Here is an 11,934-nt window from a genome sequence, read left to right as displayed (position 1 = left end):
CTTTCGGCCGATTGTATGTTGACGTTAACGTCAACGTCAACTCGACTCGGGCCGCGCCTTGCCGGCTTCGAGCAGGGCGCGGCATTGGGCTTCGAACGCGTCGAGCTCGCCGAGCACGGCTTCGATGTCCTCGCGCTGCTGCTTGAGCTTGGCCCGCTGGCGCCCCAGCACCTCGATCAGCCGGGCGAGCTGCGAAGTCTCCGGCGCGGTGTCGTACATGTCGATCAGTTCGCGGATCTCGGCTAGCGACAGGCCGAGGCGCTTGCCGCGCAAGGTGAGCTTGAGCCGTGTGCGGTCACGCTTGCTGTAGATGCGCTGGCCACCGACCCGCGCCGGGTTCAATAATCCCTGATCCTCGTAGTAACGGATCGTGCGCGGCGTCACACCGAATTCGCGCGAAAGATCGGCGATGTTGTAGGAAGTCCGGTCAGTCGAAGTCATGTTGTTGCAGTGCACAAAAGTTTTCCGTTTCAGATAAACTAGCCGGAACGCTGCCGCAGTAAAACAGATTTGCGATCACCGGGCAACGCTCACCTCATGCCGCTCAGCCATCCTCATGCCCAACCGCCGGCCGTCGGCGCGACCCTAGAAGTCGCGCCGGGCGTGCATTGGCTGCGCATGCCCTTGCCCTTCGCGCTCGACCACATCAACCTGTGGCTGATCGAGGATGGCGACGGTTTCACCGCGGTCGACACCGGCATCGCGATGGACAGTGTCAAAGCGGCCTGGAAGTCTCTGCTTCCGGGACGGCACCTGACACGCCAGATCGTCACCCACTTCCATCCCGACCACCTGGGGCTCGCTGCCTGGTTGGAGGCCGAAACCGGCGCGCCGCTGTCGATGACGCAGGGCGAATATCTCACCGCCCACGCGATCGCCGCAGGCATTCCGCCTTTCGATGTCGCGTCGATGGTGCAGCTGTTCCGCCAGCACGGTCTCGATGCCGGGCGCTGTGCCGCGCTGGAAGCGCGCGGCAACGCCTACCGGCGCGGCGTGCCGGCGATTCCGGCAACCTTCCGGCCGCTTTTCGACGGCGACCGGCTGCAGATCGGCACACACACCTGGCAGGTGATCGTCGGCCACGGCCACGCGCCGGAGCATGCCAGCCTCTACTGTGCCGATCCGAACGTGCTGATCGCCGGCGACATGCTGCTGCCGCGCATCTCGACCAACGTGAGCTGCTACGCCGCCGCACCGCACCTCGACACGCTCGGGCTGTATCTCGCCTCGCTCGAGCGCCTCACCCGGCTACCCGAAGACACGCTGGTGCTGCCCTCGCATGGCCTGCCCTTCCGCGGCCTTCACGCGCGCGTCGCCGAACTCGTCGCCCATCACGATGCCCGTTGCGCCGAGCTGCTGGCAGCCTGCGCCAAACGGCCATCCAGCGCCGGCGAATTGCTCGAAGTATTGTTCGGCCGGCCGATCGAAGATCCGCATCAGACGATGTTCGCGATGGGCGAGGCGATCGCCCATCTGAATCACCTGGAAAGTCATGGTCAGCTGCAACACCGCCTCGACGACGGCATCATCCATTACACGACAACCCACGACAAGGAGTGAGAGACATGAGCACGCCCCAGGTAACCGAAAAGCCCACCCTGCCCGACCCGCAGGAGATCGCCAAGACCTACGCCGAAGTCGCCGAACGCGCCGCGAAACTGCTCAACCAGCACGTCAAACGCCAGCTCAAGAAAGGCATCGTGCCGCCGCAGGACGAGCTCGGTGTCGCACAGGCGTTCATGGAGCTGATGGCCAAGCTGCTCGCCAATCCCTATCGCCTGGCCCAGGCCCAGATGAATCTGGTCTGGGATTACTTCTCGCTCTGGCAGCATTCGATGCTGCGCTTCATGGGCTTGCACACACCACCGGTCGCCACGCCGCCGAAAGGCGACAAGCGCTTCAAGGATGAGCAGTGGGAAGAGCACTTCCTGTTCGACTTCATCAAGCAGTCGTATCTGATCACCGCGCGCCACATCCACGACACCGTCTGCTGCGTGCAGGGCCTCGATGAACGGACCCAGGCGAAGGTGAATTTCTATACGCGCCAGTTCGTCGATGCCCTCTCGCCGACCAACTTCGTGCACACCAACCCGGAAGTGTTCCGCGAAACGGTGCGCACGCATGGCCAGAACCTGATCAAGGGCTTGAACAACCTGTTGCGCGACATCGAGGCGGGCGACGGCCAGCTGCGCGTCAAGATGACCGATACCACGGCCTTCGAACTCGGCAAGAACATCGCCACGACGCCCGGCAAGGTGGTGTTCCAGAACGACCTGATGCAACTGCTGCAATTCAATCCGACCACCAAGACGCAATACAAGCGCCCGCTGTTGATCGTCCCGCCCTGGATCAACAAGTATTACATCCTCGATCTGCGTGAGAAGAATTCCTTCATCAAGTGGGCGCTGGATCAGGGCCACACGGTGTTCTGCATCTCCTGGGTCAATCCGGACGCGCGGCTGGCCGAGAAGAGTTTCGAGGACTACCTCACCGAAGCCGCGGTGACGGCGATCGACAAGGTCTGCGAGCAGACCGGCGAGAAAGAGCTCAATGCCGTCGGCTACTGTCTCGGCGGCACGCTGCTCGGCACCACGGCGGCCTACCTGGCGGCCAAGAAGGACAAGCGGCTCGCCTCGACGACCTTCTTCACGACGATGCTCGACTTCTCGATCCCCGGCGAGCTGGGCGTGTTCATCGACGAGCAACAGGTGGCGAATCTCGAAGAAAAGATGCGCAGCCGCGGCTATCTCGAAGGCAGCGAGATGGCCACTACGTTCAACATGCTGCGCGCCAACGACCTGATCTGGTCCTTCGTGGTCAACAACTACCTGCTCGGCAAGGACCCGTTCCCGTTCGATCTGCTCTACTGGAATTCCGATTCCACGCGCATGCCGGCGGCGATGCACAGCTTCTACCTGCGCAACATGTACATGAAGAACCTGCTCAAGGAGCCGGGCGGCATCGTGCTCGACGATGTGCCGATCGATTTGCGCAAGATCAAGAACCCCGCCTATTTCATCTCGACCATCGAGGACCACATCGCCCCCTGGCAGAGTACCTATCTCGGCGCCAAGCGCTTTTCCGGCCCGGTGCGCTTCGTGCTCGGCGGTTCCGGTCACATCGCCGGCATCGTCAACCCGCCTGCCGCCAACAAATATGGCTACTGGACCAACCCGGCCAAGACCCTGCCGGACACGCCTGAACAGTGGTTCGAAGGCGCCGAGCAGCATCCCGGCTCGTGGTGGACCGACTGGCAGGCCTGGGTCACGTCGCTGAACGACGAGCAGGTGCCAGCGCGCGATCCGGTGAAGGGCAAGCTCGGCGTGATCGAGGATGCGCCGGGGTCCTACGTCAAATTCCGCCTCGACCAGCAAACCGTATGAGCACCGCCGTTCGCGTCGTATTCGACACGAACGTGCTGATCTCCATTTTCGTCTTTGCCGACAGCCGCCTCGCCCCCTTGTGGGGCGAGGTGGTCGCCGGCCGCTGGGTCGCGCTGACCAACGCCCCCTGTCTGGCCGAATTCAAGCGCGTGCTCGGCTATCCACTGTTTGCGCTCGCCAGCGTTGCGCAGGAGGCCGCCTATACGGCCTATCTTGCCCAGGCCGAAAGCGTCGACGCCGTGCCACCGCAGGCGGCTGCCTTGCCGCGCTGCAAGGATCACGACGACCAGAAATTCCTCGAACTCGCCCGTGACGGCCACGCGCACTGGCTCGTCACCGCCGACAAGCTGCTGCTGAAGCTCGACCGGCGGCAGCGGCTTCGTGGGCAGTTTTCCATCCTCACCCCCGAAGAGGCGCTGCAGAAAGTCGGCGCTATTGACACGGCACGTTCGAGCAAATAAGCGGCAGATCTTGCCGACGAACCCATCGCTGCTGCCGGTCTCGCTCGAAAATCATCCCATCGGCCCCTGGCAAGAATGTTGCAGAGGTTTCGTCATGTCTGCCTCCGCCCTCGCCTTTGCCGAATCCTTTGCCACCGCCTACGCCAACACGGTCGCCCGGCCGGCGCCGATCGCGCCCGAGCGCGCCGCGCCCTGCGAGCGGCTCGCCGCCATCGCCACGGCCTATGTCGAGGTGATCGAACATTGGGCCTGCCGGGTCGAGGACGTGATCCGCTTCTCGACGCTGGCCGCCGAACTCGTCGGCCTCGTCGAGCGCGCGCCGGCCGTCTGCCTCGGCATGGCGCCGCATCTGCCCTTTGCCAGCCCGTCGTTACGTCACGCCTTCGCCGCTGCGATTCTCGGCATCCATCTGGGCCGCGCCATCCGTCTCGACGCGCGCAGACAGCACACGATCGCCAAGGCCGCGCTGTTCATGAACCTGCCCAGCCTCGATCTGCAGGACGACCTCGTCGCGCCCCACGCGATCCCCAGCGCTGCCCAGCGCATCACGCTCGCACGCCATCCGCAGCTCGCCGCCGACCTGCTGCGCGAGTCGCCGGGGGCCGATCTCGCCTGGATCGAGGCCGTGCTCCAGCATCACGAGGCGCTCGACGGCAGCGGCTATCCCGCGGCGCTCGCCGGCGACGAGATCTGCCTCGAAGCGCGCATCCTCAAGATCGCCGACGTCTGGTATGCCCTCGTCGCGCCGCAGCGTTTGCTGCGCAGCGCCAAGACACCCCGCGCCGCGCTGCACTGGCTGCTCTCGCGCAGCCGGCAGCAGTTCGACGCGCGCCTCATCGAAGCGCTGCGCCGGCTCACGGGCCTCTGCCCGCCCGGCAGCGTCGTGCGGCTGGCCAACCGGGAAACCGCGCTGGTCGTCGACATGCCTGCCGGCATGGCGCTGCCGCGCCGGGTCGTCGCGATCCTCGGCGTGCATGGTCGGCTGCTGCGCGAGCCGGTGCGGCGCGATACGCGCCGTGCCCACACCGCGATCCGCGACTTCACGACGCTGAGGGGCATCGCGATCCCGCCCGCCTACTGGCGCGCGATCTGGACGCTGGCGGAAGCCGCCTGACATTCGGCGCTGGCGGGACGGCATCCCGGCCGCACAGCGCATAAAATGCGGCGATGCCAAATCGACACCCGCGCGACACCCTCGAAGTCCTCTCCTTCCAGCCGCAAAACCCTCGACCCGACGCTCCACCGCTGCTCTTCCTGCACGGCGCCTACACCGCCGCCTGGTGCTGGGAGCATTACCAGCCCTTCTTCGCCGCCGCCGGTTTCGAGAATCACGCGCTGAGTTTCTCGGGCCACGGCAAAAGCCGCCGCCGCGAGCACCTCGACAGCTATTCGATCGACGATTACGTTGCCGACGTCGCCGAGGTCGCCGCATCCTTACGCACGGCACCGGTGTTGATCGGCCATTCGATGGGCGGCTTCGTGGTGCAGAAATACCTCGAGCGCCATCCGGCGCCGGCGGCCGTGCTGATGTGCTCGGTGCCGCCGCAGGGGCTCAGTGCCGCGGCTTTCGGCATGCTCCTCAGCCAGCCCGGGCTGCTGCTCGATCTCAACCGCCTGCTCGCTGGGCAGCGCGTCGCCCTCGACACCGTCAAGAACGCGCTGTTCGCACAGCCGATGTCGCTCGACGATCTGGCCCGTTACTACCGCCTCGCCCAGCCCGAATCACACCGCGCGATCTGGGACATGATGCTGTTCAACCTGCCGCACCCGCAGCAGGTGTTGGAACACCTGGCCGGCGGCCGCGATAGCCTACGCATCGTCGGTGCCTCACAGGACGCCATCATTCCGGCGTCATTGGTGACGCTGACCGCAAAGAGCTATGGTGTCGAGCCGTTCATCTATCGCGGCATGGGCCACGGCCTGATGCTCGAAGCCGATTGGCGCAGGCCGGCACAGGATCTGATCGACTGGCTCGCCGCCCGCTTCAGCCCAGGAACTTGAGATGGCTGCCGCAGCCGGCGCGGCAGTCCGAGGCGCCGAAACCGGAAACCAGCACGCTGCCCGGCGTCGCCTGGTTGAGCGCGCACTCTTCCTCGACATAACGGCGCACCCCCGTGATGGAAACGCCCGGCGCGGCGAGCAGGAAATCGATGTGCCAGCGCAAGGTCTTTTCCTTGCGCAGATGACGGGCGATGCGCGCTTCGAGGTTGCGCCGCGCCGATCCGGTGTAAATGTAGCAGCCGGCAGGGAAATCGAACTCCCCGAACCGCCCGATACGCACCCGTAGCGGGCGGGCGATTCCGATCAGCAGCTGGTAGGTCTGATGGGCCCTCATTCCTCCAGCAGGCTTCTGAGCATCCAGGCGGTCTTCTCGTGAATCTCCAGCCGCTGGGTCAGGATGTCCAGCGTCGGTTGGTCGTTGGCCTTCTCGACGAGCGGGATCATGCTCCGCGCGGTGCGCGCCGTGGCTTCCTGCGCATCGACCAGCAGCCGGATCATCTCGGTCGCTTTCGGCACACCCTCGACTTCCTTGATCGAGGCGAGCTTGACGAACTCGCGATAGGTGCCGGGGGCGGGGTGGCCCAGCGCGCGGATGCGTTCGGCGATGATGTCGAGTGCATTCCACTGCTCGGTGTATTGCTGCATGAACATCAGATGCAAGGTGTTGAACATCGGCCCGGTGACGTTCCAGTGGAAGTTGTGTGTCATCAGGTAGAGCGTGTAACTGTCGGCGAGCAGACGCGACAGCCCCTGGGCGATCTTCGCGCGGTCGGCGTCCGAGATACCGATGTCGATGCGGGGTGCAGATTGCTTTTTCATGGTCGTCTCCTTTCCGTTAACGTGAGAGAATTGTGCTCCTGCCGTCCCGGCAATGCCAGCGAAATATATCAATCGGCTGTATAGACGGCGGCTATTTCGCCGCGGTGCATCCCGGCAGCCGGCAATCGAGCAGCGCGCGGCGCAACAGGTCGATCGCCTGATGGCGCGGGAAACTCGCCCGCCAGACCATGCCGACGCGGCGTGTCGGCGTCGGCTCGACGAAGGGCCGCACGCGCAGCAGCGCGTCGTTCTTCGGCAGCTCATCGACCGCCGAAGCCGGCATGACGGTGACGCCGATGTTGGAGGCCACCATGTAGCGGATCGTCTCCAGTGAGGAACCTTCCAGCACCTGCGGGCCACCCGCGCCGGCGCGCGAACACAGATCGAGCACCTGGTCGCGGAAACAGTTGCCGCGGCCGAGCATCAACAGCGGCTGATCGAGCAGCTTTCGTGGGGCGATCGCTTTTTCCTTGGCCCAGGGATGCCGGGCCGGCACCAGCACGCGGAAGGCTTCGTCATAGACGGCCTGCGCCACCAGTCCCGGCTCCTCGACCGGCAGCGCGACGATCGCGACGTCGAGTTCGCAGTTCTTCAATGCCTCGATGAGCTGCGCAGTGAAATTTTCCTGCAGGATCAGCGGCATCTGCGGTGCGACCTGACGCAACAGCGGCACCAGCCGCGGCAGCAGATAAGGACCGATCGTATAGATGGCGCCGATGCGCAAGGGCCCGGCCAGCGGATCGCCGGCCGTATCGGCGAGCTCCTTGATGCGTGCGGCCTCGGCGAGCACCTTCTCGGCCTGGCGGACGATCGGCTCGCCGGCCGGCGTGACCGAGATTTCATGCTGGCCGCGCTCGAAGAGGATCACGCCCAGCTCGTCTTCGAGCTTCTTGACCGCGACGGACAGCGTCGGCTGGGAGACGAAACACTTCTCGGCCGCACGTCCGAAATGCTTTTCGCGGGCGAGCGCGACGATGTAGCGCAGTTCGGTTAGCGTCATAATGGACATTATGCCGGAACCGCCCCTCGCTTGCCTTCAGGCGCTGCCCGACCCTGCCTCGGTCGAAGTCAGGGAGACCCACATCTCCTGGGTGCTGCTCGCCGGCGAGTTCGCCTATAAGATCAAGAAGCCGGTGACGCTGCCCTTCCTCGACTATGGCACGGTCGAGAAACGGCGCTTTTTTTGCCAGGAGGAACTGCGCCTGAATCGCCGCTTCGCCCCCGAGCTCTATCTCGCCGTCGTCGATCTTGGCGGAGAGCCGGCGGTGAAGATGCGCCGTTTCGACGAGACGCAGCAGCTCGATCAGGTCTGCCGCCGCGGTGGATTGACCCAGGATCACCTCTCGCGCTTCGCGCGTGAGCTCGCCGGTTTCCAGCGCGGCGCCGCGCGGGCCGCGTCGGCATTCGGCACGCCGGAGGGCGTGCGTGCCGATGCGCTGGAAAATTTCGACGAGCTGGAGCGTCTGTTGCCGGCCGAGGCCGCCTTGCTCGCCCGGTTGCGCGCCTGGACCGAGACCGAATGGCTGCGCCGCCGCGGCGAATTCCAACACCGCCATGCCGGGGGCTTCATCCGCGAAGGCCACGGCGACCTGCATCTGCGCAATCTGGTGCTGCTCGACGACCGTATCGTCGCCTTCGATGGCATCGAGTTCAACGCCGATTTCCGCTGTATCGACGTCGCCAGCGAAATCGCCTTCACACTGCTCGACCTGCTCGACCACGACCAGCCGGGGTTGGCCACTTGGCTGCTCAACGAATGGCTGGTCTGGAGCGGCGACTTCGCGGCGCTCGCGCTGCTGCGGTTCTATCTCGTCTATCGCGCGATGGTGCGCGCCAAGGTGGCCGCACTTTCCGGCCATGCAGCGGAAGCCAACGGCTATCTGGCCAAAGGATTGCGGCTCACCGCTCCCCCACCCCCGCGCCTTGCGATCACCTGCGGGCCATCGGGCTGCGGCAAGACCTACGTGACCTCGTGCCGTCTCGCCAGCGCCGAGTTTCTCACCACCGTGCGCGTCCGCTCGGACGTCGAGCGCAAACGGCTGTTCGGCCTGGCGCCCGATGCGGCGAGCGGCGGCACGATCTACACCCCAGAGGCGAATGCGCGCACTTATGGCCGGCTCGCCGAGCTCGCAGAGGCGATCCTCCGCGACGGCTGGTCGGTGATCGTCGATGCGGCCTTCCTGAGACGCACTGAGCGCGACCATTTTCGCGGCCTGGCATGGCGTCTGGGCGTGCCATTCGAACTGATCGCACCCCAAGCCTCACCCGACGAGCTCGCCCGGCGCATCGCCGCCCGCCGCAACGATGCTTCGGAAGCGACGGTCGAGGTCATGCAGCAGCAGTTGCGCTGGTTCGAACCTCCCGGCGAGGATGAACGAGTGTAAGGAATTCCTTACAGTTTGGTGACGGAAAACCTTGCAGATACGCAAATTCTGCACTTTAGTAATAAGTTATCGAAACTGGCCCGAATCCTGCTTTGTGCATGGGTTCGATTCACGTTCCCACCATCGCGCCTCCTCATGCGTCGCCTGACCTTCCATACCGCGCTCATCCTGGCCGGCCTGCTGTTCGGGCAGCCGGGAGTAGCCAGCCAGGGCTCTGCCGCAGGCGGTGCGGCGCTGGCCGAAGGCAGCGCCACCGTGATGCTCGAACGGCTGGCCGCGGCACTCGAAGCGCAGCTCGTCTGGAGCCAGGCGCTCGCTTTGATCGCCCTGCTGGTGCTGCTGGTCGTCGTCGCATTGTTGGTCGTGCTCGTCTTCCGCCAGCCGCCTGCCGCCAAGCCCGGCAGCGCGACCGAGGCCGCAGCGCCAGCGGCCCTCCCCGCCGAAGCTCCCGAACGCTGGGAAACCGTCCTCGAAGCCACCGGTCATGACCTGTGGACGTTGTATCCGGGCAGCGGCGAGGTGCGCTTTTCGCCCGAGTGGTGGCGTGGGCTGGGTTATGGGGCCGACGAACTCCCGACTTCCCTCGCCGCCTGGCGCGCGCTGATTCACCCCGAAGACCAGCCGCAGGTGCGGCGGGCTTTCGAAACCGTGCTCGGCAAAAGCGGCGACTTCCTCCAAGTCGATTACCGCCTGCGCACCAAGGCAGGGGAACAGCGCTGGGTACATACCGCGGCGCGGCTGATCCGCGATGACCAAGGTCGGCCGCAACGCATGATCGGCATCAATGCCGACATCACGACCCAACGCCAAATGGAGCAGCGGCTCGCGCGGCTGATCCAGGCATCCAAGGAAGGCGAAGCGCATTTCCAGCAGTTCTTCCAGAGCGCCCTGGCGGTGATGTTGCTGATCGATCCCCGTGATGGCCGCATCGTCGATGCCAACCCGGCCGCTTGCAGCTTCTACGGTTACCCCTATGACGAACTGATTGCCCGGACGATCACCGACATCAACCAGAGTACGCAGGAAGAAACCACCGCCGAGCTGGCCCGCTCGCTGGCCAGCGGACGCGAACAAACGGTCCAGCGCCACCGGCTGAAAGACGGGTCGCTGCGCAGCGTCGAGGTCTATGCCAGCCCCATGCATCGTGACGATCGCCTGCTGATCTACGCGATCATTCACGATGTCACGGAACGGGTCGAGGCCGAACGAAAACTGCGCGAAGCGGCGGCGGTATTCGAAACCACCAACGAAGCGATCATGATCACCGATGGCGAGGGCGTGATCCGGCGCGTGAATCAGGCGTTCACCCGCATGACCGGCTATAGCGCCGCCGAGGCGGTCGGCCAGACACCGCGGTTGCTCAAGTCCGACCGCCACGACGAACAGTTTTTTGCCACCATGTGGGAACGGCTACGCGGTCAGGGGCGCTGGGAAGGCGAGGTGTGGAACCGGCGCAAGAACGGCGAAGTCTTCCCGGTCTGGCAGATCATCTCGGCGGTGCCCGACGCCGCAGGCGGCACGGCCGGCTACGTCGCGCTGGCGATCGACATCACGCAGAAAAAACACGACGAAGACGAGATCGCCTTCCGCGCCAACTACGACCCGCTCACCAGCTTGCCGAATCGCAACCTGCTCGCCGAACGCCTCGGCCAGGCCCTCAAGCAGGCGCGCCGCGAAGGCTCGCGCGTCGCCGTGATGTTCATCGATCTCGATTTCTTCAAACAGGTCAACGACACGCTCGGCCATGCGGTCGGCGACCGCCTGCTGCAGCTGGTGGCCGAGCGCATGCGCCTGTGCGTGCGCGAGACCGACACCATCGCCCGCTTGGGCGGCGACGAGTTCGTCGTCGTGCTGACGGACATCGGGGAATCCGCACCGGCCGGCAACGTCGCCGACAAGATCATCGCGCAGATGAACGAGCCGTTCGACATCGAGGGCAACGAGATCCACATCGGTGCCTCGATCGGCATCACGCTGTTCCCGGACGACGGCCGCGACATCGACGCACTGTTCCGCAATGCCGATCTTGCGATGTATCGTGCCAAGGCGCTCGGCCGCAACAATGCGCAATTCTTCGAGCCGGCGCTGACCACTGCGGCCGTCGATCGACGCAGCCTCGAAAACGACCTGCGCGGCGCGCTCTCGCGGCGGGAGCTACGGCTCCAGTTCCTGCCACTCGTCGATCTGACGAGCAACCGCATCACCGGCGCCGAAGCGCTGCTGCGCTGGCAGCATCCGCAACGCGGCCAGCTCGAGCCGGCGAAATTCGTGCCGTTGGCAGAGGAAACCGGCCAGATCCGCGAGATCGGCACCTGGGCATTCGAGGAAGCCTGCCTTCAGCTCGCCGCCTGGGAAGCCGCCGGCCACCACCTGATGTTGGCGATCAACGTCTCGGTGCGCCAATTGCCCGAGGCACTGTCGGTCAAGCGCATCCTCGCCGTGCTCGCCAAGTACGGCCTGTCGCCCGGGCAGATCGTGCTCGAAATCACCGAACGCACGCTGCTGGCCGAGATGCCGGCGATCCAGCAGTGGTTCGCCGCAGCGGGCGAAGCCGGTCTTAATCTGGCGATCGACGATTTCGGCACCGGCTATTCTTCGCTTGCCTATCTGAAGCGTTTCCCGGTGCGCCACGTCAAGATCGACAAGAGCTTCGTCAAGGGCATGGAAAGCGACCCCGGCCAACGCGCGCTGGTCGAGGCGATCCTCGCCATGGCGCACAGCCTCGGCCTGTCGGTGGTCGCCGAAGGCGTCGAGGCGCTTGGTCAGGTCAGCCTGTTGCGTGAGCGCGAATGCGAACTGGCCCAGGGCTTCCTCTACAGCCAGCCACTGCCGGCCGAAGAGTTCGCCGCTCTGCTGGAAAAACCGCAGCTCTGAAACGCGACGGCG

11 protein-coding genes are annotated in these 11,934 nt (G+C 65.1%); 7 read left to right on the top strand and 4 right to left on the bottom strand.

What is annotated here, in order from left to right; translation table 11 throughout:
* Nucleotides 1-36: 36 nt before the first annotated feature.
* The gene (locus M52SOB_RS01480; RefSeq protein ID WP_131110193.1) at nucleotides 37-441 is read right to left on the bottom strand and encodes a MerR family transcriptional regulator; all 405 of its coding nucleotides are present in this window, start codon (nucleotides 439-441) and stop codon (nucleotides 37-39) included.
* A 96-nt stretch (nucleotides 442-537) separates the two neighbouring features.
* Here M52SOB_RS01480 and M52SOB_RS01475 point away from each other — a divergent pair, with 96 nt between their 5' ends.
* The 5 genes from M52SOB_RS01475 to M52SOB_RS01455 all read left to right on the top strand — a co-directional run bounded on the left by M52SOB_RS01475 (nucleotide 538) and on the right by M52SOB_RS01455 (nucleotide 5,845).
* Nucleotides 538-1,560, top strand: a complete 1,023-nt coding sequence (locus M52SOB_RS01475) for an MBL fold metallo-hydrolase (RefSeq protein WP_131110191.1) — start codon at nucleotides 538-540, stop codon at nucleotides 1,558-1,560.
* A 5-nt stretch (nucleotides 1,561-1,565) separates the two neighbouring features.
* Nucleotides 1,566-3,383, top strand: a complete 1,818-nt coding sequence (locus M52SOB_RS01470; RefSeq protein WP_131110189.1) for a PHA/PHB synthase family protein — start codon at nucleotides 1,566-1,568, stop codon at nucleotides 3,381-3,383.
* Nucleotides 3,380-3,844 (top strand): putative toxin-antitoxin system toxin component, PIN family, encoded by a 465-nt coding sequence (locus M52SOB_RS01465; RefSeq protein WP_131110187.1) that lies wholly within the window; start codon nucleotides 3,380-3,382, stop codon nucleotides 3,842-3,844. Before M52SOB_RS01470 ends, M52SOB_RS01465 begins: the two co-directional genes overlap by 4 nt.
* 94 nt (nucleotides 3,845-3,938) lie before the next feature.
* Nucleotides 3,939-4,958 (top strand): HD-GYP domain-containing protein, encoded by a 1,020-nt coding sequence (locus M52SOB_RS01460; RefSeq protein ID WP_131110185.1) that lies wholly within the window; start codon nucleotides 3,939-3,941, stop codon nucleotides 4,956-4,958.
* A gap of 53 nt (nucleotides 4,959-5,011) precedes the next feature.
* Nucleotides 5,012-5,845 carry an alpha/beta hydrolase gene (locus tag M52SOB_RS01455; protein WP_131110183.1) on the top strand — a complete coding sequence of 278 codons (834 nt, stop codon included), beginning with the start codon at nucleotides 5,012-5,014 and terminating at the stop codon, nucleotides 5,843-5,845.
* Here M52SOB_RS01455 and M52SOB_RS01450 read toward each other — a convergent pair.
* The 3 genes from M52SOB_RS01450 to M52SOB_RS01440 all read right to left on the bottom strand — a co-directional run bounded on the left by M52SOB_RS01450 (nucleotide 5,829) and on the right by M52SOB_RS01440 (nucleotide 7,664).
* Nucleotides 5,829-6,179, bottom strand: coding sequence for a GIY-YIG nuclease family protein (locus tag M52SOB_RS01450; RefSeq protein ID WP_131110182.1), 351 nt, complete (start codon nucleotides 6,177-6,179; stop codon nucleotides 5,829-5,831). The two genes, M52SOB_RS01455 and M52SOB_RS01450, sit on opposite strands and share 17 nt — an antisense overlap.
* Nucleotides 6,176-6,640, bottom strand: coding sequence for a Dps family protein (locus M52SOB_RS01445; RefSeq protein WP_284155258.1), 465 nt, complete (start codon nucleotides 6,638-6,640; stop codon nucleotides 6,176-6,178). Before M52SOB_RS01445 ends, M52SOB_RS01450 begins: the two co-directional genes overlap by 4 nt.
* A gap of 115 nt (nucleotides 6,641-6,755) precedes the next feature.
* A complete protein-coding gene (locus M52SOB_RS01440) occupies nucleotides 6,756-7,664 on the bottom strand; it encodes a LysR substrate-binding domain-containing protein (protein WP_131110177.1) in 909 nt (302 codons plus the stop codon).
* 10 nt (nucleotides 7,665-7,674) lie between these two features.
* Between M52SOB_RS01440 and M52SOB_RS01435 the strand changes: the two genes are divergently transcribed.
* Complete coding sequence (locus M52SOB_RS01435) at nucleotides 7,675-9,048, top strand: bifunctional aminoglycoside phosphotransferase/ATP-binding protein (protein ID WP_131110175.1); 1,374 nt, start codon at nucleotides 7,675-7,677, stop codon at nucleotides 9,046-9,048.
* Between the two features lie 135 nt (nucleotides 9,049-9,183).
* Nucleotides 9,184-11,922 carry a sensor domain-containing protein gene (locus tag M52SOB_RS01430; protein ID WP_131110174.1) on the top strand — a complete coding sequence of 913 codons (2,739 nt, stop codon included), beginning with the start codon at nucleotides 9,184-9,186 and terminating at the stop codon, nucleotides 11,920-11,922.
* The last annotated feature ends 12 nt before the right edge of the window (nucleotides 11,923-11,934 follow it).

This window comes from Sulfuricystis thermophila, assembly GCF_004323595.1.
Lineage (GTDB): Bacteria > Pseudomonadota > Gammaproteobacteria > Burkholderiales > Rhodocyclaceae > Sulfuricystis > Sulfuricystis thermophila.
The sequence above is the reverse complement of the archived record's forward strand: the minus strand, read 5'-3'. Positions and strand labels throughout refer to the sequence as shown.